Below are 20,088 nucleotides of genomic sequence, written 5' to 3'. Positions count from 1 at the left end.
CGGCAGAAGCTAGATTCCGGGACATGCAGCAAACGACCGAGCGCGTCGACCTCTACACCGACGGCGCATGCAGTGGGAACCCCGGACCCGGCGGCTGGGGCGTCGTGCTGCGCTACGGCAACCACGAGCGCGAGCTCTACGGCAAGGACGCCGCGACGACGAACAACAAGATGGAGCTCATGGCGGTGATCGAAGGCCTCGCCGCCCTGACCCGCCCGATGCCCTCGGTGCGCATCTACACCGACAGCACCTACGTGCTCAAAGGCATCACCGAGTGGATGCGCGGCTGGAAGCGCAACGGCTGGATGACCTCGGCCAAGAAGCCGGTCAAGAACGCCGACCTGTGGCAGCGCCTCGACGCCGAATGCGCGCGCCACAGCGACGTCCAGTGGGAATGGGTGAAGGGCCACGCCGGCCACCCCGAGAACGAACGAGCCGACCGACTCGCCTGCCAAGGCCGAGACGAAGCCCGCGAAGGCTGAATACACGTCTGCCGAGCGCCTCCGGCGCTTCAGAGACAAAGACCAAACCCAGGTCCAAAGACGAGCTCTGACAAACGAAGAGGCGGGCCGCACCGAGGTGCGGCCCGCCTTTTCTGGCTTGAAAATCAGCCCTTGCGCTTGGAGACTTCCTCCGTGAGCTGCGGGGCGACCTTGAACAGGTCACCCACGACGCCGTAGTCGGCGATCTCGAAGATCGGCGCCTCGGGGTCCTTGTTGACCGCGACGATCGTCTTCGAGGTCTGCATGCCGGCCCGGTGCTGGATCGCGCCGGAAATGCCCAGCGCGATGTACAGCTGCGGGGAGACGGTCTTACCGGTCTGCCCGACCTGGAACTGGTGCGGGTAGTAACCGGAGTCCACCGCCGCACGGGAAGCACCGACCGCAGCACCCAGGCTGTCGGCGAGCTTCTCGACGACCTCGAACGACTCCGCCGAGCCCACGCCGCGGCCACCGGAGACCACGATGTTGGCCTCGGTCAGCTCGGGGCGGTCGCCCGCCTCGGCCGGCTGGCGGCCGGTGATCTTCGCACCGGAAGCGGCCGGAACCTCGACCTGCTCCACCGCCGCGGCACCCGCGGACTCCTCGGCCTCGATCGAGCCCGGCAGGACCGTGATCACCGGAACGCCCTTGGTGACCTTGGCCTTCGCGTCGTAGGTTCCGCCGAACAGCGACAGCGAACCCACGCCCTCACCGTCGAGGTCCACAACCTCCGACAGCAGACCCGAACCGATCCGAACCGCCAGGCGGCCGGCGATCTCCTTGCCGTCGATCGACGCCGGTACCAGCACCGCCGCCGGGCTCGCGCTGCCGACCAGAGCGGCCAGCACGTCCACCTGCGGCGTCACCAGGTACTGGCTCGCCTCCGCCGACTCCGCGGCGTACACCTTCGCGGCACCGTGGGCCGCCAGACCCTCGGAGAGCTTGCCCGCGGTGCCCGGCTCGCCGACCACCACCGCCGACGGCTCGCCCAGCCGGCGCGCCGCGGTCAGCAGCTCGTACGTGACCTTCTTGACCTCGCCGTCCACGTGGTCGACGAGGACCAGAACCTCAGCCATGAAACCTATGCCTCCTCGAAAACCCGTGAACGACTCAGAGCAGCTTCTCGCCGGCCAGGAACTCGGCCAGCTGCACGCCGCCCTCGCCCTCGTCGGTGACCTTCACGCCACCGGACTTCGGCGGGGTCGGCGCGGACTCGACCACCTGCGACGCGGCGTTGGCCAGGCCGACCTCGGCGGCGTCGATGCCGGCGTCAGCCAGCGACAGCACGCTGACCGGCTTCTTCTTCGCAGCCATGATGCCCTTGAAGGACGGGTACCGCGGCTCGTTGATCTTCTCCGTCACGCTGACCACCGCGGGCAGCGCGGCCTCGATGCTGTCGACGCCCGCGTCGGTCTCGCGCTCGATCTTCACGCTGGAACCGTCGGTCTCGACCTTGCGCGCGTAGGTCAGCTGCGGCCAGCCGAGAACCTCGGCCACCATCGCCGGAACCGCGCCCGCGCGGCCGTCGGTGGCCTCGTTGCCGGCGATCACCAGCTCGGCGCCTTCAACGGTGCCGATCGCCTTCGCCAGCGCGCGAGCGGTAGCCGGGGCGTCGGTGCCGTGCAGCGCCTCGTCGGACAGGTGCACCGCCTTGTCGGCACCCATCGACAGCGCCTTGCGGATCGCGTCGGTGGCGCGGTCCGGACCCATGCACAGAACGGTCACCTCGCCGCCCTGCGCCTCCTTGATCAGCAGCGCTTCCTCGACGGCGCGCTCGTTGATCTCATCCAAAACCGCATCGGCCGATTCGCGGTCCAAAGTGTGATCCGCATCCGTGAGCTTCCGCTCGGAATACGTGTCGGGCACCTGCTTGACCAGGACGACGATGTTCATGGGCCCTCTTCGACCTCCTGCGGACTGACGACGCTCGCTGGCCCTCCAGCGGCTTTGCTTGCGGACCCGGCGCTGTGAGGTCCGGGTAGGTTGACCTTGCCATGCCCCTGGTTGAAAAGCACAGTGATGCCAACCACCGGTAATGTTACTCATCGGTAGCACGGCTGCAAACCAGGCCCCGCACGTGACAGTACTCACCTTTCCCGCTGCGGATGGAAGCAGAGTGGTGCGAACGTCTCCACGGGGCAGATATGAAGAATGTTTACCTCTTAGTAGCCTGGCCGCATGAGGCAACGCGTCGCCATCGTGACCGACTCGACGGCTTCCATCCCGCTCGACGTCGCCGATCAGCTCGGCATCTCGGTCGTCCAGCTGGAGTTGAAGGTCGGCGAGGAGCAGAACGACGAGCGCCGCGTGCCGCACTCCCAGCTGGCCCAGGCGATGGCCGCGGGCACCCCGGTGGCCACCGGCGAACCGCCGCCGCCCGCCTTCTACTGGAACTACAGCGACGCCGCGGCCTCCGGCGCCGAAGCGATCATCTCAGTGCACATCTCCGAAGGCCTGTCCCGCACCTGCGAATCTGCCCGCACCGCGGCGGCCGAAATCGGCATCCCGGTCTACGTGGTCGATTCCCGACTGGTCGGCCTCAGCCTCGGGTACTCGGTGATCGCCGCAGCCGAGGCCGCGGCCGCCGGCGCGACGCCGCAGGGCGTGATGGGCGTGCTGGACCGGCGCCTGCGCAGCACGATGCAGTTGCTCTACGTGGACACGCTGGAATACCTGCAGCGTGGCGGCCGAATCGGCCGGGCGCAGGCGTGGCTCGGCCAGACGCTGTCGATCAAGCCGGTGCTGGCCCTCAAGGAGGGCATCATCGACCAGCACGCCAAGGGAATCGGCACCGATCGCGCGCTGAAGAAGGCGGTGACCGCCGCCGTCGAGCGAGCGGGCAACAACCCGATCGACGTCGGCGTCGAGCACTTCGAGTTCGCCGACCGCGCCAGCCAGGTGCTCGACGAGCTGCGCTCGAAGCTGCCCCAGATCCGCCGCGCCACCGTGGCGGAGACCAGCGCGATCCTCGGCGCCCACGTCGGACCGGGGGCGCTCGGCGTGACCGTCTCCCCCGTCTGAGAACTCCTTCTTCGCCGCGACCGCGAAGTTCGGGACGCCCGAACTCCGAAGCTGCGGCGATTCTTCTTTGCCAGACGCGAAAACCGTTCTGACTGCATGCCAAACCAGCCTGCAGCGCGCAGAATCCGTTAATTCCGAACAGTTTTCAGTAAACCAATACCCAGCTTCCACTCCGTCGAGTGATGCAAACGGCTGTTCGACTCCGGATACTCGATTTCGGGGCAGCGCGAAACGCACGAATTCCACTCCCGTGCCGCGCTGCGACCTCTCACCCGCAACCGATTCCGGAGGCACCGTCATGTCTTGGAACCGGTACAGGGCCGGGAAGATCGAGGGCGCTTACACCGACGAGCACGGCTTCATCCACGTGCCCGGAGGCAGCCACGTTGACCTGAGCAAAGCAGCCATCTACGCACGGGTGTCAGACCCGCGTAAACGAAAAGACCAGCTGCTCACGCAGGAACAGCCCAGGGCCGTCGGATCATCGTCGTGAATGAGGCCGCCGAAGGAACCGACGACCTTATTCACGACCTGGTAGCGATCATCTATTCGTTTTCCGCGCGCCTGTACGGTCAGCGGCGTTCGCGGCGTGCTCAGGAGCTGTCCCGCTTGGCCCGTGAACCGATGGATGTTGAGGAAATGGATGACGACGGGACCGAGTCGTCATGAGCGGGAAGGCATCGCGTGCGTTCCGTCTGCGCAGCAGCTCGCACCGGATCAAGGATGAGCGGGTAGCCGAGATCCTGCCGGTGTGGCAGGCCAGTCTTGGCCGCATGCAGGCTGAGGTTGCTCGCCTCATCTTCACCACCGGAGAGCTCCCTCAGTGGGTGGACGCCAAGGGCTGGGATGGTGGCCTGTCGCAACGCCAGTGGGACTCGGTTCGAGCTCAGTCTATTGCCCAGCACAAATCCTGGTTGGGCAACTGCGAACGCGTCTTCCGTCAGACCGTCGCTGCGTCCGCAATCACCGGTCAGGTGCGTAAGGACTTGTTCTATGTCAACAAGTCCCGCGCCTGGTACCTGCCGGTTGAGGGCGACGGCGTGGCGATCACCAGCAAACGCAGCATCCCCGCTGAGACCATGTGGCTCGCTCGCCGCATCATGAAGCACGTCCGCACCCAGGTTGGTCAGCCGGACATGCGTCGGCTGCGGACGATGGTGATGGATGGCAAGGTCGCCAAGGTCGAAACACCCAACGGTCATCACGGCGACTACTGGGTCCGCATCGCCACCCTCATCACCGGTAAGCCCGTTGTGATCCCGTTGCACGCGCACCGCGCGTTCCTTGACCGGCTCGCGCAGCCGGGCGCGAAGCTGGCCAACCACTGCCAGGTGCATGTCAACACTGATGGCACGGTGGACTACCGGCTCGTCATCCACACACCCAAAAATCCAGCCCGTACCGGTGGACGTGAGATAGGTATCGACTGGGGCATGTCCACCCTGTTCGCCACTAGCGACGGGCGCCTACACGGACGCGGATTCCTCGACCGGCTCCGCGCCTACGACGCGCGCCTGCAACCACTCATGGCCGCGTTGCAGCGCAACGGAATCAAACTCCGTGACTCGCGGCGCTATCGGGCGCTGGTGCAGGACGTTCGCGGGTTCATCACCAACGAAGTCAACCGCTGCCTTAACCGCATCATCGCAGACGACTCGATCGACACGCTCGTAGTCGAAAAGCTGAATTTCCAGGGCATCGCCCGCGAAGGCCGCTTGTCCAAGCGCATGCGGCGCCTGCTGTCCAACACCGGACGCGGCGCCGTCAACACCGAGCTTGCGTCCCTTGAGGAAGACCAAGGGGTCGCCACTGTTGAGGTCAACCCCGCGCACACCAGCCGGGAATGCACCGGCTGCGGCTACACCAGCAAGACTAACCGCACAACCCAAACCAAGTTTCGGTGCGGGTTCTGTGGTAAGACCGTTCACGCCGACATCGGTGGTGCCCGCACGGTACTGGGACGTTCCCAGAACAACAGGCATTGGACCGACCGGAACCGTGGACAAATCCTGACCATGCTCGACGAGGATTTCCGGTCCCGGTGGGGCTTGGGGTTCGCCGACGTGGATCAGCGACGCAACACCAGGGGGTCACGAGTCGCCCCCACGTCGGCTACCGCAGCGACGCAAGCAAACGCGTTTCCACGCTAAGCATGACTCTTCCAGCACCGTGCTGTTCCCGCTGGTCGGATCAGCGCTCCAGCTTGTCCATCGCGCGGTGGATGCGCTTCACCGACACCGGGAACGCCGTGCCGAGCGACTGCGCGAACAAGCTGACCCGCAGCTCCTCGACCATCCAACCGACGTGCAGCAGGGCTTCGCTCGGATAGCGACCCTGCGGCACCCCGGCCAGCAGATCCCGATAGCGCTGCTCGACCTCGTCCACCTGGTACATCCAGTCCCGGTCGCGCTGCGGGTGGTACTGGAGCTTGTCCAGCCGCTGCTCGATCGCGTGCAGGTATCGCACCAGGTCGGACAGCCGCGTGTACCCGGTCGTGGTCACGAAACCGGGCCGCAGCAGCGCGTCCAGCTGGTCCCGGATGTCGGCGTAGGACTCGCCGGGCAGCACCTTCGCCCGGTCCGCGAGCGCGGACTCGACCCGCTGCGCGGTGACCAGCACCTGCTCCACTTTGGACATCGCGTCGACGGTGACCGCACCCAGCTGCGCCCGAACCTTGTCCTGCAGCGCGCTGAACGCCGTCTCGTCCCAGACCGGGCCGCCGTTGTCCGCCATCAGCTTGTCGATGGCGCAACGCACGCAGTCGTCCAGCACGGTGTTCAGGTCGCCGTGCTGGCTGCCGCCGAGCACCAGGCGGGTGGTGCCGCTCATGCCGCGCTGGATGGACTTCACCGGCGAGGGGATGTTCAGCAGCAAGAGCCGGCGGGTGCCGTCCCACAGCGCCCGGCGCTGCTCCTCCTCGGTGTCGAACATCCGCACTGCGACGCTGTCGCCGTCGTCGACGAGCGCCGGGTAGGCCTTCACCGCGTGGCCGGAGCGCTGCTGCTCGAAGGTGCGCGGCAGCTGGCCGAAGCTCCAGGAGCGCAGTCCGCGCTGCTCGATGTCGTCGGCGGCAGCGGCGATCTCCGCGCGCAGCTTGGGCTTCAGCTTCCGCTTCAGCGCCTCCAGATCCTTGGACTCGGCGAGCTTGCGGCCCTTGCCGTCCACCACGCGGAAGGTCATCTTCAGGTGGTCCGGCACCTTGTCCGGGTCCCACTCGGTGCCGGGCACCGCGACCCCGGTCATCTGCTTGAGGCCTTGCTGCAGGCTCTCCAGCAGTGGAGCGGCGAAGGGCTCGATCCGGGACAGCACCGCCTTGGCGAAGTCGGGGGCTGGCACGAAGTTCCGGCGCAGGGTCTTCGGCAACGACTTCAGCAGCGCGGTGACGAGTTCTTCGCGCAGTCCCGGGATCTGCCAGTCGAACCCGCTCGGGTCGACCTGGTTGAGCACCGGGAGCGGGATGTGCGCGGTCACGCCGTCCGCATCGGCACCCGGCTCGAACTGGTAGGACAACGCCAACCGGAGTCCGCCCTGCGGCCAGAGGTCCGGGTAGTCCTGGCCGCTGACCGCCGCCGACTGCTGGTTGATCAGCATCGACTTCTCGAAGTTGAGCAAGTCGGGCTGCTCACGGCGCGTCTTCTTCCACCACGAGTCGAAGTGCCGTCCGGAGACAACTTCTTCGCCGACGCGCTGGTCGTAGAACTCGAACAGGGTCTCGTCGTCGACCAGGATGTCGCGCCGTCGCGCACGCTCCTCCAGGTCCTCGACCTCGTCCAGCAGCGCCCGGTTCTCGTGGAAGAACTCGTGCCGGGTGTCCCAGTCGCCTTCGACCAGCGCGTGCCGGATGAACAGCTCGCGGCTGAGCTCCGGATCGATGCGCCCGTAGTTGACCTTGCGCCCGACCACCAGCGGAACGCCGTAGAGAGTGACCCGCTCGGCGGCGACCACGGCTGCCCGGTCCTTCTCCCAGTGCGGTTCGCTGTAGGTGCGCTTGACCAGGTGCTGCGCGAGCTGCTCCACCCAGTCCGGTTCGACCTTCGCCACGATGCGTGCCCACAGCCTGGAGGTCTCCACCAGCTCGGCCGCCATCACCCAGCGCGGTGGCTTCTTGAACAGCGAGGATCCGGGGAACACCGCAAACTTGGCGTTGCGGGCGCCCTGGTACTCGTTGCCGCCGCGTCCCGGCGGGCCGGACTTCTTGTCCTGCCCGGACTTCTTGTCAACGTCCTTGAGACCGATGTGCGAGAGCAGGCCGGCGAGCACCGACTGGTGGATCCGCGCCGGGTCGGCTTCCTGGTCGTTGAGCGTCAGGCCCATCGACCGGACCATCTGGCGCAGCTGGCCGAAGAGGTCCTGCCACTCGCGCACGCGCAGGTAGTTGAGGAAGTCCGTGCGGCACAACTTGCGGAACTGGTTGGACGACAGCTCCTTCTGCTGCGTCCTCAGATACCGCCACATGCCGAGGTAGGTGAGGAAGTCGGACTCGGCGTCCTTGTCCACGAAGCGCGCGTGCTTCTGGTCGGCCGCCTGCTGCTTGTCCGTGGGCCGCTCGCGCGGGTCCTGAATGGACAGTGCCGCGGCGATGACCAGCACCTCGCGCAGGCATCCGTTGCGATCGGCTTCGACGACCATCCGGGCCAGCCGCGGGTCGATCGGCAGCTGCGCGAGCTTGCGGCCAACCGGCGTGAGCCGCTTGGCCAGCTCGGACTTCGAGTTGTCCAGCGCGCCCAGTTCCAGCAGGAGGTTGATCCCGTCGGTGATCTGCCTGCGGTCCGGCGGCTCCACAAATGGGAAGGACTCGATCTCACCGAGCCCCAGCGAGGTCATCTGCAGGATGACCGAGGCCAGGTGGGTGCGCAGGATCTCCGGGTCGGTGAACTCGGGACGGGACAGGAAGTCCGCCTCGGAGTAGAGCCGGACGCAGATGCCCTCGGAGACTCGGCCGCAGCGACCCTTGCGCTGGTTAGCCGAGGCCTGCGAGACCGGTTCGATGGGCAGCCGCTGCACCTTGGTGCGGAAGCTGTACCGGGAGATGCGCGCGGTGCCCGGGTCGATGACGTACTTGATGCCCGGCACCGTCAGCGACGTCTCGGCCACGTTGGTGGACAGCACGATCCGGCGCCCGGAATGCGGCTGGAACACGCGGTGCTGCTCGGCGGCCGACAGCCGCGCGTACAGCGGGACGATCTCGGTGCCGCGCAGCTTCTGCTGCTTCAGCGCGTCCTCGGCGTCCCGGATCTCCCGCTCACCGCTGAGGAAGACCAGGATGTCGCCGGGTCCCTCGGCGCAGAGCTCGTCCACCGCCTCGCAGATCGCCTGGGTCTGGTCGCGCACCACGTCCTCGGACTCGTCCGAGTCGTCCACCAGCGGCCGGTAGCGGACCTCGACCGGGTAGGTGCGGCCGGAGACCTCGACCACCGGCGCGTCCTCGAAGTGCCGCGAGAAGCGCTCCGGGTCGATGGTGGCCGAGGTGATGATCACCTTCAGGTCGGGGCGGCGCGGCAGCAGCTGCTTGAGGTAGCCGAGGATGAAGTCGATGTTCAGGCTGCGCTCGTGCGCCTCGTCGATGATCAGCGTGTCGTAGCGCCGCAGCAGCCGGTCGTGCTGGATCTCGGCGAGCAGGATGCCGTCGGTCATCAGCTTGACCAGCGTGTCCTCGCTCGCGCGTTCGGTGAACCGCACCTGGTAGCCGATGGCATCGCCGAGCTCGGTGTCGAGTTCCTCGGCCACCCGCTCGGCGACGGTCCGCGCCGCGAGCCGACGGGGCTGGGTGTGCCCGATCATTCCCTGCACGCCGCGGCCGAGCTCCAGGCACATCTTGGGCAGCTGGGTCGTCTTGCCGGAGCCCGTCTCACCAGCGACGATGACGACCTGGTGATCGCGGATCGCGGCGATCAGGTCGTCCCGGCGCTGGCTGACCGGCAGATTCTCCGGGTAGCGGACCTCGGGCACGTTGGCGCGCCGGTTCTCGAGGCGCAGCTCCGCGGCCTCGACGTCAGCGGTGATCTCGTCGACCACCGACTGCAGGGCCTGCGGGTCGCGGATCTTGCGCGCCCCCTCGATGCGGCGGCGCAGCCGACGCTGGTCGTGCAGCATCAGCTCGGGCAAGCGGTCCCGCAGACCAGCGAGCGGAGATTTCACAGACGTACCCATACTCCGGACAAGCATAGAGAAGGCACCGTCGGCCCTGCCTCTGGTTTTCGCCACCCTCACACCGCACGGCGAACACGTCACCAGGTGCGATCAGATGCACCCCGCGCAACGCGGGGCTGGAGCGCTCGGCGGCGGCATCTCGTTCCGCCGCCGAGCGCGGGAAAACCGCTCGGCTCAGTTGCCGGTGAACTTCGCCTTGCCCGGACCGTTCTCGATGAACGAGCGCATGCCGATCTTCTGGTCCTCCGTGGCGAACGTCCCCGCGAACAGGTGCGTCTCCAGCTTCAGACCGTTGTCCAGGTCCAGGTCCAGCCCGCCGTCGACTGCGGCCTTGGCTGCGGCCAGGGCGCGGGCGGCGCCGTTGGCGAACTGCTCGGCCCAGCGCCGCGCCGCCGCGTACACCTCGGCGGCCGGCACCAGCTCGTCGACCATGCCCAGCGACAGCGCTTCCTGCGCGTCGACGAACCGGCCGGTGTAGATGATGTCCTTGGCCTTGCTCGGCCCGATCAGCCGCGCCAGCCGCTGCGTGCCACCGGCACCGGGGATCACGCCCAGCAGGATCTCCGGCTGACCGACCTTGACGTCGTCCGCGGCGATGCGTCGATCGCAGCTCAGCGCCAGCTCGAAACCGCCACCGAGGGCGTACCCGGTGAGCGCGGCAACGGTCGGCTTCGGGATCGCAGCGACCTGGCTCATCGCGTCCGACAGGCCGCGCTGCTCCTTGCGGGCCATGTCCGCGTAGGACATGTCGGCCATTTCCTTGATGTCCGCGCCCGCGGCGAAGACCTTCTCCCCGCCGTAGACGATCACGGCGCGGATGTCGTCGCGCTCGGCAGCCTCGATCGCGACTTCCCGCAGCTCGACCTCGATCTGCCGGTTCAACGCGTTCATCTTGGGCCGATCCAACCGGATCGTCCCGATCGCGCCGTCCACCTCAAGCCTGACGAACTCGCCCACGCGGCAACCTCCTCGTCGAACCGCCACCTCGACGCGCAGGCTATCGCGCGCACAACGGGAACCGCTGTGTCACGGATCTCAAAGGACGCCCGGGATCTCACCTACACGGAAGGCCCGCACCCCAGCAGCCGCGCCACGAGGAAGCCCCAGCCGAGTTCGAGTGCAGCCCCTCAGCAACCATATTTGATCTTGGTCTTTGAAACGCCGAAGGCGTTTAGCCCACCCTCGCAACCGGCACCGCCGCGGGTTCTCAGACATCGCCTGGCGAGGACAGCCCGTTCGCCGTGTATTGGCGGCCATACACGGCGAACGGGATCCTGCAGCCAGGCGGCGTCTGAGGTTCCGCCACCCGCACCGCCACGCAAGGCGAGGGGGACAGGCTTTCAGCTGCGGCGGCGGGCGAAGTAGCGGTCACCGCTGCGCTGCAGCTCGAGGTCCTGGTCGAAGGTCTTCGACAGGTTGTCCTCGGTGAGCACGTCCTCGAGCAGCCCCTGCGCGACGATGCGGCCGTCGCGCAGCAGCAGGCCGTGGGTGAACCCGGGCGGGATCTCCTCGACGTGGTGGGTGACCAACACCGACGCGGGGGCGTCGGGGTCCATGGCCAGCGCGGACAACCGCGCGACCAGGTCCTCGCGGCCACCCAGGTCGAGACCGGCGGCGGGCTCGTCGAGCAGCAGCATCTCGGGGTCGGTCATCAGGGCGCGAGCGATCGTGGCGCGCTTGCGTTCCCCTTCGGACAGCGTGCCGAACTCGCGGTCGGCCAGGTGCGCGACGCCGAGCAGTTCGAGCAGCTCCGCGGCGCGGTCGGTGTCCATGGCGTCGTACTCCTCGCGCCACCGGCCGAGGACCGCGTAACCGGCGCTGACCACGACATCGCGGACCAGCTCGTCACCGGGGACGCGGGCCGCCAGCGCCGCCGAGCACAGCCCGATGCGGGGGCGCAGGTCGAAGACGTTGGTCTTGCCCAGCCGCTCGCCGAGCACGTCCACAGTGCCCTCGCTCGGGTACATCTCGGTGCTGGCCATCTTCAGCAGGGTCGTCTTGCCCGCGCCGTTGGGCCCAAGCACCACCCAGCGCTCGTCGAGTTCCACCGACCAGTTCACGTCGGCCAACAGCGTGGTCTCTCCCCGCCGAACACCGACGCCATCCATCCGGATGACCAGGTCGTCCACGTCTACCTCCCCGCTGTGACTGACCGCAGCGCCTGGGCGTGGCGCCCTCGGTTCGTCTTCGATCCAGGACCGCCGCAGGCCTTCGGCGGGTCCGCTCCGCGCCCCATTGTTCCGGTCCGGGCCGGAGCGCCTGCGGGCGGGAGCACTCAGCGCTCGCTCAGCCGGGTGACACCCGTCCAGGGCTCGGCAAACGTCGCCGCTCAGCATTCGGGAAGGTTGCGTTCGTGCTGGCACAACACGCCGTCGTCGTGCCACGATCGCCGGCGTGTCGATTCGTTGCTCACCCGCGATCGCGTGACCGACCTGTTCCGGGGCGTCACCTCCGCCTGTTGCTGAAGCGGTCAACCGCTTTCCAGGTCCGTTCGCGCGGCTCGACGAATCACTCCACTTCGAAGCCATCCCGCTCGCCGACACGAACTGGAGACACGCCATGAGCGCTGTACAGCAGCCCCGACGCGATCAGCGAACCGCCCAGCTGTCCGAGTACACCCCGACTGAACCGGTGCCGGAATCAGACCGCAATCCGACCGACTCACCGAGGGCGAGATCCCCGGCGCGCTGACGGTCGAGCGCATCGTCCTGGAGTGGCGCCTGGACCCGGCGGGAGGTCACCGCCTCGACGGCCTGCACCCGGACCGCCCGGTGGTCCTGGTCTGCAACGAGGGCTGCACCTCCAGCCTCGCCGCAGCCCAGGCGAAGGGCCTCGGCCTGCGCCGAGCAACGGACCTCACCGGCGGCTTCCGAGCCTGGAAGGCCGCCGGACTCCCGGTCACGACCACCGCCTGATCCCGCAGACTTCCGCGATTTCAATGGAAATCAGACGTCCAACGTCCATTGAAATCGCGGAAGTCGTCCAGGAACCGTCGAGGCCACCGGGTGTGGTCCTCGCCGAAAGCGGATATGGGCGACTGCTGCGTCCCGTACGCTTTCGTCCTTGTGCAAGCGCAGAGTCTGATGTTCCGCCCGTGGGTCGTTGCCGGGTTCGTGGGAGCCGTCGCCGTTGCCGCGGTGGAGGCGTACGCGGGCACCGATGTCGCCGGGACCGCCGCGGCGTGGGCCGGTGCTCTCGTCGGGGTGATGCTGCTTCCGATGGCGACGCAGCTCGGGTTGATCGTCGGAGCCGTCGTCTTCGGTTTGCGCGTGCGGCACGTGATTTTCGGCGCCATGCGCGAGGTCGCGTCCTGGACTCCCAAGCGCGTGAAGTTCACCTTGCGCGCGCTGCCGATCACGCTGCGGGCCCAGATCGGCCCGTGGAAGTCGCCGGTGATCCTGCGCTGCTGGCTGGCCGGGTTGCTGTCCGCAGTGGTCGGTGTCGCGGTGGTCGCGGGCAGCTGGCTGCTGACCGACTCCGCGTTCTGGCGCGGGTTCGCCATCGCCGCCACCCCGCTGATGCTCTACAAGCTGTGGCCGCAACGAGTTCCGCTGACCACCTCGACCGGCTGGTTGCTCTTCTCGCTGCCGCGCCTCGAAGGAACCGAACGCGACGAGTTCGTGGCCGCGCCACTGGCCGCTCGCGCTTACGAAGCGCTGCGCGTCGGCAAGATCGACCAGGCGCAGTCCTACGCCGACGAGCTCACCGAGAACTACCCCGGGCTGAACGCCACGATGTCGTGCCAGGTTTCGGTCATGGAGGCACGCGGCGAGTACGCGCCGGGCGTTCTGACGCTGCTGAAGCACATCTCGGAGAACGACGACATCCCGCAGCGCAAGATGTCCTACCTGCTCGCCGGGTTGGCGGGTCTCGGCTTCAAGGCGGTCGAAGCGGGCCAGCTGCCCGCGGAATCCCTGCTGCCGACTGCGAAGAAGGCGCTGGAGGACGCCGTCAAGCTCGGCTACCCGGAGTTCGAGCTCAACGGCACCAGCGGACTGCTGGCCCTGATCGAAGGCGACCCGGAAACAGCGGTCCGCCTCGCCCAGGCGGGAGCGGACTACAACCACACCCCGCTCTCCCTCGCGGACGACCTGGTCACGCTGGCCCGAGCCCACATGGCCTGCCACGACAACGCAGCAGCCCGAGAAGCCCTGGCCCAGGCCGAAGAACTGGCGCCGTGGTCTCCCCGCGTCACCGAAACCCGCCAACGGCTCGCCGTCGCCTGACTCAGCGCACGGTCAGCACGAGTTTCCCGGTGGTGCGGCCGGTTTCACCCAGCTCGTGCGCCTTGGCCGCGTCTGCCAGCGGGAACGTTGCAGCGATCTCGGCGCGCAGCTGACCCGACTCGACGAGGTCGGCGATGGCTCTCATGCCTGCCTGGTCAGCTTCGACGAGCATCACCTCGGCGCGCACCCCAAGCTCCCCGGCTTCGGCCACCAGCTGCTCCTGGCCGTACGGGAGGATGGAGACCAGCACGCCGCCGCGCCGGAGGGTGCGCAGCGACCTGCTGCGGTAGTCGCCGCCGATGGTGTCCAGCACCACGTCGACGTCGCTGACCACGTCGGCGAAGTCGGTCTCCCGGTAGTCGATCAGCTCGTCGGCGCCCAAGCCGCGCAGGAACTCGTGCTTGCCCGCGCTCGCCGTGCCGATCACGTGCGCGCCACGCGCCTTGGCGATCTGCACGGCCGCGTGCCCGACACCACCGGCGGCGGCGTGGATCAGCACCCGCTGCCCGGCCTGCAGGTGCGCGGTGTCCACCAGCGCTTGCCAGGCGGTCAGGGCCACGAGCGGAATCGCACCCGCCTGCACGTGGTCCACTTCGGACGGTTTGGGGACGAACGCGCGAGCCGGTCCGGTGACGTACTCGGCGTGCGAGCCGGCGCCGTGCGGGTAGGGCAGCATGCCGAACACCTCATCGCCCGGCTTGTGCAGGGTGACTCCGGTACCGACGGCCACCACCACGCCGGAGACGTCCCAGCCGAGCACGTACGGCGGGTTCCCCAGGAACCGCTGCTGGGCGCGGTGCTTCCAGTCCGTCGGGTTGACCCCGGCCGCGTGCACCTGGACGAGCACCTGGCTCGGACCGGGTTCGGGGCGCGGCAGTTCGACTTCGCGCAGCACGTCCGGGCCGCCGAACTCGTCCTGGCTAATCGCGCGCATCGTTTCGTTCATGCCCCGAGGCTGCCGCATCCGAGCCACCAGCGAAATGGCAAGAATGCCAACATTCGATAGGATCGTGCCATGCATCGGGTCGTGGCGCTCGCGCTCGACGGGGTCTACCCGTTCGAGCTCGGCATTCCCAATCGGGTCTTCGGCAGCACCGACGGTCACTACGAGGTGCTGACCTGCACCGTCGACGGTCGGCCGGTGCGCAGCGACGCGGATTTCCTGATCACCGCGGAGCACGGCCCCGAGCTGCTGAGCACCGCGGACACCGTCGTGATCCCGCCTTACGACATGACCCAGCTCGCTGCGGAGCTGCCGCAGCCGGTGGCCGACGCGCTCGCGCTGATCCGGCCGGGCACCCGCATCGTGTCGATCTGCACGGCGGCATTCGCCCTCGCCGCGACCGGGATGCTCGACGGTCGCCCGGCCACCACCCACTGGTTCTACACCAACCTTTTCCGGCGGTTGTTCCCCGCCGTCCAGCTGGACCCGGACGTGCTGTACGTCGACGACGGTGACGTGCTGACCTCCGCGGGCGCCGCCTCCGGCGTCGACGTGTGCCTGCACCTCGTGCGCAAGGACCACGGCAGCGAGGTGGCGAACCGAGTTGCGCGCAGGTGCGTGGTGCCGCCCTGGCGGAATGGCGGCCAGGCCCAGTACATCGAGCGCCCAATGCCCGACCCGACGGCTTCCAGCACGGCAGCGACCCGAGCTTGGGCGACCGCGAACCTGAACTTGCCGCTGGCGCTGGCCGATCTCGCCGAGCACGCACGGATGAGCGGCCGCACGTTCGCCCGCCGGTTCCGCGAGGAGGCGGGCGTCAGCCCCGGCCGGTGGCTCACCCAGCAGCGCGTGGCCAGGGCCCGCCACCTGCTGGAGTCCAGCGACCTGCCGATCGACGAGATCGCCGAGCAGGTCGGCTTCGCCACGGCCGCATCGCTGCGCCAACACCTCAACGCCGAGATCGGCGTCGCTCCCCTCGCCTACCGCCGCACCTTCCGCGCCGGCGTCTAGCCGCGCTTTTCAGCGGTCGCGCAGCCTTTCAGCAAGTTTTCCACCACATCCAGGAGTGCTGAGCGGTCCGGCTGAACCCGAGCGAGCACGCGCAGGCCGTAGTACGTGCTCAGCACCTGGCGGGCCAAGCTGTCCGCACTGCGGGCTTGGTCGATCTCGCCGGAGCGCTGGCCTTCAGCGAGGGCTTCGCGCAGCGCCTCCTCCACCGCCGCGAAGTTCTGCCGCACCTGCTCCCGGGCATCGGGGTCGACTGCGGCTCGCTCGATCGCTGCGTTGATGGCGAAGCAGCCCGGTCGGTCGGTGTCGGAGAGATCGGTGTCGATCGCCGTGGCCAGAAGGTTGCGCAGCCGGTCCTCGACCGGACCGGACGCTCGGAGCATCTCGACCTGCTCGGCCGTGGCCGTCTCCTGGTACTGGCGCAGGCTGCGCAGGTAGAGCTGGTGCTTGTCGCCGAAGGCGTTGTAGAGGCTGGAAGGACCGAGTTCGGTGCGCTCGCTGAGGTCTCGGGTCGAGGTCGCCTCGTACCCGCGACGCCAGAAGGTGTCCATCGCCGCGTCGATGACGCGGGCTTCGTCGAACTTCCGCGGCCTGGCCATACCGCCACCCTAACCGTTTTGGAGCAGACGGACGAAAACCTCACATTTTTGAATCGATCGATTCAAAACACTGCTAGCGTCGGAGCACACAGCGGGCGCATCCCACAACGACTCGCGCGCAACCGTGATCGATGACGTACCCACCCGCCCAGCGGCGGCAATGGGAGCACGACAATAGCCTGGGCAGGAAAACCCCGCCGTACCACGGAAAATGGCGTGAACACTTCGGACAGCAAAGTGTGGTAAGCGTCGACTGCTCCCCATTTGCTCCCCACAACATCAGATGGCCTGCCCGCGAAGATCGCGTGCAGGCCATCTGACCAGAAAAAACACTGTGGGCGATACTGGGATCGAACCAGTGAGCGCTTCGGTGCGAAAGATGCGATCAAGCGCCGACCTGGGGTTTTGCTGTGACGTCTAGTGCTGCTGAGTTTGGCCGACGTGCCGTTTCGTGCTGATCAATGCCAGGTGCGACCGCTGCTCGTGCTGACTTTCTGCTGACTGGTCGGCTGCCCTCCACTCACAAGGGAGGGCCTCTGTCCTCACCCCGTCGACCTGTCGGAGACCGATCAGGTCGTGTCAAGGGGGCAACCGCCGAGCCTGGCGGTACACCTCTGCGAGAGCTTGCCCCCTTGACACGGCCTGATAGCCCTGTGGGAGGTCGATGGGGTGAGGACAGAGCAGCCACGACCGAACCGCAGCGTTCGATCTTGAACCCTCACCCTGGAGACCTGCCGTCCGGCGAGGACATCCTTTTGCGGTTCAGCGTGGCCCTCTGGTGGCGCGGGGCCGCCTGCCTTCCCGTCAGCCCGGGACGCGGGGCGCTGGGGTGCCGGAGGCGGGGCCCCTGCGGTCCCGCTGGCCCGGGCAGGGAAACCGCAGGCAGGCGGCCCCGCAGGGGCCGCCCTTGATGAAGAAAAGAAACTCTGAACACCGAAGCATGGCCGGATGCGGTCCCTGATCGCCCCGTAGGACGACGACGCCCTGAATGGGCCATGGCAGGTGTCAGCGGTGTGAGTACGGTCGAGCTCATGACATTGGTCGAGTGGGCTTACGGAGTCTCCGAAGGGAAGTTGGCTGAATCGCTGCCCAGGAGGTGGGCCCACGTTCAGGGAGTTGCCAGGCGGGCCCGGGAAGTTGCAGGTGCAGCCCGCGAAGATTCAGACCTGCTAGAGGCCGCAGCCGTTCTCCATGATGTCGGCTACGCGCCAGATATCGCAGAGACCGGCTTTCACCCGCTGGACGGTGCCCGGTTCCTGGAGGCGCTCAACGCTCCTCGACGTCTGGTGCACCTCGTTGCTCACCACTCGTTCGCTGCCTTGGAGGCGGACCTGCGCGGTCTTGCCGATCAGCTTGCTGTCTACGAAGACGAAGCGACCGCCACTCGTGACGCGCTGTGGTGCTGCGACCTCACCACGACGCCCGACGGCGACCCTGTTGACGCCCGAGAACGGATCGCTGAGATCAAGCACCGGTACGGCCCTGGCCATCTCGTAACCGAGTTCATCACGAAGGCCAGCCAGGAACTGCTGGGGGCAGTTGATCGCACCTGGGAGCGAGTCAGTACCGCTAGCTGAGGAACGGCACTTCGCGCGGCTCCAAGGCATGCTCAATCCGCAGCCGGACGGCCGGATGGATGGTGAGGTCTCCGATGCGCTCCCGCGGCACCCATTCCACGCGTCGCGATTCTGAGCTGGTTCGGAGCTCCCCGGACTCAGGCTTCGCACGAAAGGCGATGGAGAACTCCTGCCTGACCTCGCCGTCGTCGTAGGCGATCACGTGTCGCGGGTCGGAGTAGATGCCGACGATTCCGGTCACCTCGATCGTGATCCCGGTTTCCTCCTCGACCTCGCGGATGACTGCCTCGCGGGTCGTCTCCCCCAAGTCTTGTGCGCCTCCCGGGACGGTCCAGAGGCCATTGTCCGTGCGTTCGATCATCAGCACATCGCCATCGTCGTTCCGCACAATGGCGACGACAGCTACAACAAGGCTGTTCGGCGCGGGGGCGCACGGATCGTCGTAGTAGTCCTTCTTGGGCATCGATTCGCGACCTACCAGGTGTACGGAGTTGCGGACTCCCAGATTGCATCAAGGCTGTCCAGGTACGTGGTGAACATATTCCCGGCGGAGAGCTGCCGCAGGTGCAGCGCTGGCGCGTGTGAGGCGACCTTGCCGTAGACGTGAGGATTCACGATCATGTCGTCATCGAACCGGAAGATCGAGTTGTAGAGGACGGTCCCATGCGTCCGGACCTCAACACCATCGATGCTGGCCATCGGCTCAAAGTACGCGAGCGCATGATCGATCTTCGCGGAGATCGTGTTCCTGCCGATCCTCTCATCCAGACTCCGCTGGATGACGGCCTCGCTGTCGCGGTCACCGAAGAGCAGGCGAACTTGGGCCCCTGCCCCTGCCTTCTCCTTCAGCGTGGCGAGCAGGTTCGGCTTCTCGGTCAGGAACATCCCGACGTACACCAGGATGTCGACATGCGTCGTGGCCGCAGCCAGAAGGCGGTCCCAAAGGTCCGCCGGAACCGCGCTTCGGTGCGGGAACACCTTAATGATCTCCGACTCGCTGGCTTGATTCCGCTGCGCGTCGGTTGCAGCCTCCGGCCAGAGGTAGTGCTCGCGCTCCCCCAGCACCGCCGCAGTTGCCCGCCGGTATCGCGGATATGGCGTTCGCCCCGTCGTGATCCAGCGCTCGACAGTCTTGGGGTCCGTTCCCAGTTCTTCGGCAAGCCGGTCAGGCGTGATCCCCTTGGCCGCGATCGCGTCGCGGAGTCGATCGTTTGGCATCGAGCCCCTTCCGGTGGGACGTCTCAGGACGCGCGGACACGGCAAGGACGTCCCAAGTCGTCCCGCTGTGTGGTGATCGCGTCCCTGCTGATCCTGGATTCTTGAGGCATGACGGTGAGACGTTCAGTGAAGCGCTACGGACGACGTTCGAGCTCTTCGACTCGCTTGGCCAGCCCAGCGACTTCCGCCTTGAGTTCGGCCAAGGCCTTCACCACGTCAGCATCGTCTTGTTCGGACGGCTGTTGGTCGCTGACGAACACCCCAACCGAGGGTGTCGCGGTAATCCAGCCCTCGTCCTGGAGAACTCGAAGGGCTTTCTGGGCAGTGCCCAACGCGACTTCGTACTTCTCCGCAAGCCCGCGGTTGCCTGGCAGGCGATCACCTGGAGAGAGCGATCCTGCTCGGATCTCATGCTTGATCGCCTCGACAACGCGCTGGTAGGCAGCCAGCCCCGGGCTTGATTGCTCCATATCGGAAGTCTATCCGACCGACTCAATCTGACATAGATCACTCGGACGGAGTAGTGCACAACCGACATACATCGATCTATATTGGTATGTGTCAGCAGGAACCCAGAAGCCTAGATCCACGGAGGCAAGCGATGGCTCTGAAGAACATCCCGGTCAACATGCAGGGCTACAAGCTGATGATCACGGAGGCCCCGGCGATCAAGATGAAGGAAGACGAGGACACCGGCGAGATGAAGCCGATCACCGACCGCGCGACGGGCGCGAACCAGTTCGTGGTGTCGCTGTTCGCGAAGAAGCGTCCGCAGGAGGGCCAGTTCGCCGAGAAGGGTGAGGAGATCAAGGTGACCCTGACCGTTGACCCCGGCGAGGGCTTCGAGGAGGGCACCTACGTCCA

At 67.1% G+C, this 20,088-nt stretch carries 18 protein-coding genes and 1 pseudogene; 9 read left to right on the top strand and 10 right to left on the bottom strand.

The window, feature by feature from the left end:
- The first annotated feature begins 23 nt into the window (after positions 1 to 23).
- On the top strand, positions 24 to 482 hold the full coding sequence (gene rnhA, locus ACWCO2_RS04300) for a ribonuclease HI (RefSeq protein ID WP_450126273.1): 459 nt from the start codon (positions 24 to 26) through the stop codon (positions 480 to 482).
- A gap of 125 nt (positions 483 to 607) precedes the next feature.
- On the opposite strand, the gene ACWCO2_RS04295 is transcribed toward rnhA, so the two are convergent.
- Positions 608 to 1,558: an electron transfer flavoprotein subunit alpha/FixB family protein gene (locus tag ACWCO2_RS04295; protein ID WP_450126272.1), complete on the bottom strand. Its 951-nt coding sequence runs from the start codon at positions 1,556 to 1,558 to the stop codon at positions 608 to 610.
- 34 nt (positions 1,559 to 1,592) lie between these two features.
- Complete coding sequence (locus ACWCO2_RS04290; RefSeq protein WP_450126271.1) at positions 1,593 to 2,375, bottom strand: electron transfer flavoprotein subunit beta/FixA family protein; 783 nt, start codon at positions 2,373 to 2,375, stop codon at positions 1,593 to 1,595.
- A 285-nt stretch (positions 2,376 to 2,660) separates the two neighbouring features.
- Here ACWCO2_RS04290 and ACWCO2_RS04285 point away from each other — a divergent pair, with 285 nt between their 5' ends.
- The 3 genes from ACWCO2_RS04285 (at position 2,661) to ACWCO2_RS04275 (ending at position 5,653) form a co-directional block, all read left to right on the top strand.
- Complete coding sequence (locus ACWCO2_RS04285) at positions 2,661 to 3,503, top strand: DegV family protein (RefSeq protein ID WP_450126270.1); 843 nt, start codon at positions 2,661 to 2,663, stop codon at positions 3,501 to 3,503.
- 489 nt (positions 3,504 to 3,992) lie between these two features.
- Complete coding sequence (locus ACWCO2_RS04280) at positions 3,993 to 4,172, top strand: hypothetical protein (RefSeq protein WP_450126269.1); 180 nt, start codon at positions 3,993 to 3,995, stop codon at positions 4,170 to 4,172.
- Positions 4,169 to 5,653: a zinc ribbon domain-containing protein gene (locus ACWCO2_RS04275; protein WP_450126268.1), complete on the top strand. Its 1,485-nt coding sequence runs from the start codon at positions 4,169 to 4,171 to the stop codon at positions 5,651 to 5,653. The genes ACWCO2_RS04280 and ACWCO2_RS04275 overlap by 4 nt, the downstream gene beginning before the upstream one ends.
- A gap of 40 nt (positions 5,654 to 5,693) precedes the next feature.
- On the opposite strand, the gene hrpA is transcribed toward ACWCO2_RS04275, so the two are convergent.
- The 3 genes from hrpA to ACWCO2_RS04260 form a co-directional block, all read right to left on the bottom strand.
- Positions 5,694 to 9,653 (bottom strand): ATP-dependent RNA helicase HrpA, encoded by a 3,960-nt coding sequence (gene hrpA, locus ACWCO2_RS04270; protein WP_450126267.1) that lies wholly within the window; start codon positions 9,651 to 9,653, stop codon positions 5,694 to 5,696.
- Positions 9,654 to 9,827: 174 nt separating this feature from the next.
- Positions 9,828 to 10,610, bottom strand: coding sequence for an enoyl-CoA hydratase/isomerase family protein (locus tag ACWCO2_RS04265; RefSeq protein ID WP_450126266.1), 783 nt, complete (start codon positions 10,608 to 10,610; stop codon positions 9,828 to 9,830).
- 383 nt (positions 10,611 to 10,993) lie between these two features.
- Positions 10,994 to 11,761: an ABC transporter ATP-binding protein gene (locus ACWCO2_RS04260; RefSeq protein ID WP_450126445.1), complete on the bottom strand. Its 768-nt coding sequence runs from the start codon at positions 11,759 to 11,761 to the stop codon at positions 10,994 to 10,996.
- Between the two features lie 531 nt (positions 11,762 to 12,292).
- Here ACWCO2_RS04260 and ACWCO2_RS04255 point away from each other — a divergent pair.
- Positions 12,293 to 12,568 (top strand): annotated as a pseudogene (locus ACWCO2_RS04255) (rhodanese-like domain-containing protein); the annotation flags it as partial.
- A gap of 168 nt (positions 12,569 to 12,736) precedes the next feature.
- Complete coding sequence (locus tag ACWCO2_RS04250) at positions 12,737 to 13,879, top strand: hypothetical protein (RefSeq protein WP_450126265.1); 1,143 nt, start codon at positions 12,737 to 12,739, stop codon at positions 13,877 to 13,879.
- Between the two features lies 1 nt (position 13,880).
- On the opposite strand, the gene ACWCO2_RS04245 is transcribed toward ACWCO2_RS04250, so the two are convergent.
- A complete protein-coding gene (locus ACWCO2_RS04245) occupies positions 13,881 to 14,825 on the bottom strand; it encodes an NADP-dependent oxidoreductase (protein WP_450126264.1) in 945 nt (314 codons plus the stop codon).
- A gap of 69 nt (positions 14,826 to 14,894) precedes the next feature.
- Here ACWCO2_RS04245 and ACWCO2_RS04240 point away from each other — a divergent pair, with 69 nt between their 5' ends.
- The gene (locus ACWCO2_RS04240; protein ID WP_450126263.1) at positions 14,895 to 15,833 is read left to right on the top strand and encodes a GlxA family transcriptional regulator; all 939 of its coding nucleotides are present in this window, start codon (positions 14,895 to 14,897) and stop codon (positions 15,831 to 15,833) included.
- Here the strand turns inward: ACWCO2_RS04240 and ACWCO2_RS04235 are convergent.
- Entirely contained in the window at positions 15,830 to 16,429 is a 600-nt protein-coding gene (locus ACWCO2_RS04235; RefSeq protein ID WP_450126262.1) for a TetR/AcrR family transcriptional regulator, read from the bottom strand. The genes ACWCO2_RS04240 and ACWCO2_RS04235 overlap by 4 nt on opposite strands.
- 1,013 nt (positions 16,430 to 17,442) lie before the next feature.
- Here ACWCO2_RS04235 and ACWCO2_RS04230 point away from each other — a divergent pair.
- A complete protein-coding gene (locus tag ACWCO2_RS04230; protein ID WP_450126261.1) occupies positions 17,443 to 18,006 on the top strand; it encodes an HD domain-containing protein in 564 nt (187 codons plus the stop codon).
- On the opposite strand, the gene ACWCO2_RS04225 is transcribed toward ACWCO2_RS04230, so the two are convergent.
- The 3 genes from ACWCO2_RS04225 to ACWCO2_RS04215 form a co-directional block, all read right to left on the bottom strand.
- Complete coding sequence (locus ACWCO2_RS04225; RefSeq protein ID WP_450126260.1) at positions 17,999 to 18,469, bottom strand: NUDIX hydrolase; 471 nt, start codon at positions 18,467 to 18,469, stop codon at positions 17,999 to 18,001. The genes ACWCO2_RS04230 and ACWCO2_RS04225 overlap by 8 nt on opposite strands.
- A gap of 11 nt (positions 18,470 to 18,480) precedes the next feature.
- On the bottom strand, positions 18,481 to 19,224 hold the full coding sequence (locus tag ACWCO2_RS04220; RefSeq protein ID WP_450126259.1) for a helix-turn-helix domain-containing protein: 744 nt from the start codon (positions 19,222 to 19,224) through the stop codon (positions 18,481 to 18,483).
- A 134-nt stretch (positions 19,225 to 19,358) separates the two neighbouring features.
- On the bottom strand, positions 19,359 to 19,694 hold the full coding sequence (locus ACWCO2_RS04215) for a GntR family transcriptional regulator (protein ID WP_450126258.1): 336 nt from the start codon (positions 19,692 to 19,694) through the stop codon (positions 19,359 to 19,361).
- A gap of 131 nt (positions 19,695 to 19,825) precedes the next feature.
- On the opposite strand from ACWCO2_RS04215, the gene ACWCO2_RS04210 reads away from it, so the two are divergent.
- The coding region (locus ACWCO2_RS04210; protein WP_450126257.1) for a hypothetical protein at positions 19,826 to 20,088 on the top strand (263 nt) is incomplete at its 3' end.

This window comes from Saccharopolyspora sp. NPDC002376 (assembly GCF_053593195.1).
Note: the sequence above shows the minus strand (reverse complement) of the source record. Positions and strands in the feature narration are given on the sequence as shown.

Bases quoted from the DNA above. Each gene is read 5' to 3' on its own strand.
- ACWCO2_RS04240 (WP_450126263.1), top strand. From the start codon at position 14,895: ATGCATCGGGTCGTGGCGCTCGCGCTCGACGGGGTCTACCCGTTCGAG.
- ACWCO2_RS04245 (WP_450126264.1), bottom strand. From the start codon at position 14,825: ATGAACGAAACGATGCGCGCGATTAGCCAGGACGAGTTCGGCGGCCCG.
- hrpA (WP_450126267.1), bottom strand. From the start codon at position 9,653: ATGGGTACGTCTGTGAAATCTCCGCTCGCTGGTCTGCGGGACCGCTTG.
- ACWCO2_RS04250 (WP_450126265.1), top strand. From the start codon at position 12,737: ATGTTCCGCCCGTGGGTCGTTGCCGGGTTCGTGGGAGCCGTCGCCGTT.
- ACWCO2_RS04235 (WP_450126262.1), bottom strand. From the start codon at position 16,429: ATGGCCAGGCCGCGGAAGTTCGACGAAGCCCGCGTCATCGACGCGGCG.
- ACWCO2_RS04290 (WP_450126271.1), bottom strand. From the start codon at position 2,375: ATGAACATCGTCGTCCTGGTCAAGCAGGTGCCCGACACGTATTCCGAG.
- ACWCO2_RS04260 (WP_450126445.1), bottom strand. From the start codon at position 11,761: ATGGATGGCGTCGGTGTTCGGCGGGGAGAGACCACGCTGTTGGCCGAC.
- ACWCO2_RS04225 (WP_450126260.1), bottom strand. From the start codon at position 18,469: ATGCCCAAGAAGGACTACTACGACGATCCGTGCGCCCCCGCGCCGAAC.
- ACWCO2_RS04275 (WP_450126268.1), top strand. From the start codon at position 4,169: ATGAGCGGGAAGGCATCGCGTGCGTTCCGTCTGCGCAGCAGCTCGCAC.
- ACWCO2_RS04220 (WP_450126259.1), bottom strand. From the start codon at position 19,224: ATGCCAAACGATCGACTCCGCGACGCGATCGCGGCCAAGGGGATCACG.
- ACWCO2_RS04285 (WP_450126270.1), top strand. From the start codon at position 2,661: ATGAGGCAACGCGTCGCCATCGTGACCGACTCGACGGCTTCCATCCCG.
- rnhA (WP_450126273.1), top strand. From the start codon at position 24: ATGCAGCAAACGACCGAGCGCGTCGACCTCTACACCGACGGCGCATGC.
- ACWCO2_RS04295 (WP_450126272.1), bottom strand. From the start codon at position 1,558: ATGGCTGAGGTTCTGGTCCTCGTCGACCACGTGGACGGCGAGGTCAAG.
- ACWCO2_RS04215 (WP_450126258.1), bottom strand. From the start codon at position 19,694: ATGGAGCAATCAAGCCCGGGGCTGGCTGCCTACCAGCGCGTTGTCGAG.